This is a genomic window from Wolbachia endosymbiont of Drosophila barbarae, assembly GCF_044752445.1.
Lineage (GTDB): Bacteria > Pseudomonadota > Alphaproteobacteria > Rickettsiales > Anaplasmataceae > Wolbachia > Wolbachia pipientis.
In genome coordinates, this window is record NZ_JBIXJM010000121.1 from 1 (window position 1) to 1,293 (window position 1,293).

Annotated in this window: 1 pseudogene; it reads left to right on the forward strand. The window is 31.4% G+C overall.

Features of this window, described 5'->3' with window-relative positions:
- Positions 1–1,293 (forward strand): annotated as a pseudogene (locus ACIPNH_RS01710) (hypothetical protein); the annotation flags it as partial.

Here is a 1,293-nt window from a genome sequence, read left to right on the forward strand (position 1 = left end):
AAGAAAGTACAAAGCCGTTTATTTCTGTAGTAGAGAATAGCATATCTTATGAGGATTTTAAAAAACGAATTGGTATCATAGGGGAATCTTTTTGGTATTTAAGAAAACAAGATGAGATTGATATAGACAAAGCTTTAGAGCTATATAGAAAAGAAAACAATAATAGCACAGTAGAAACACTAAGAGATTGCTATAACAGATACTTAAAAGAATTTAACTCCTATATACAAGAGACTTCTGACAAAAATTACCAAGATAAAATTAAATTTATTACTGAAAAGGTACGGGAGCAATCAGAACAAATTAAAATTGATGAATGGAACACAAAATTCAAGAGAGAAACTTTACCTGATCTTCTTGCTGGATTAGCTGCTGTGTGGTCTATACAAGAATCAAAGGATATTGCAAGTACAGGAAAAAGCTTAAAGCCACATTGTATTCAAATATTATGCATTTTGCGATTGTTAAGTGTTGATAAAGACTCTAAAGGTGTTGATAAGCATCTTGCGCAAGTCTTAACAGGGCAAGGGAAATCGCTTGTACTAGGTTTACTCTCTTCACTATTAGTATTGACAGGTCATAAGGTCAGAACTGTTTGTTATAGTGAATACTTAGCAACTCGAGATCAACAAGATTTTAACGGCTTTTTTAAGGAGTTTGGTATTGGTGACAAGATAACTTATGGTACATTTGAGGAGATGGCAAATGAAGTGATAGAGCCTGAGGTAAATGGCAAGAAGCAAGGTTTAAGAAAATTAGTTGAAGGTCTTATTTTAAATCACAGTGCGGAGCAATCTGGACAGATAAAGCAAGAGGATATTAGTAATACTACTCTTTTAATAGATGAAGTGGATGTTTTCTTTTCTGATCAATTCTATGGGAATACTTATGGTGCATGTAACACTATAGGTATTCCAGGACTAGCTAGTATTCAAGAAGAAATATGGGGAATGGCCAGCAAAAATTATGAAAAAAGTACTATTTTGAAAGCGGTAGAAGAATTCATTAAGAAAAAGATAGGAGAAAGAAATCAAAATTTTAAAGAATTTAGTAAATTTTTATTTAAACCTGGAAAATACTATCTTTTGAAAAAAGAAGATAATGTGGTTATTAAAAAAGAATATACTAATCATTCTCTCTATCAAGAACATCTAGAGAAAATGATTGATGATGCAATAAAGGTTGCAAAAGGAAGTGATAAAGACTGGTACATTAACAACTATAAAATTAACGATAAAGGAATCATAAGTTATAGAAGAGACGATGGATTTTATTCCACTTTCACTTATTGCA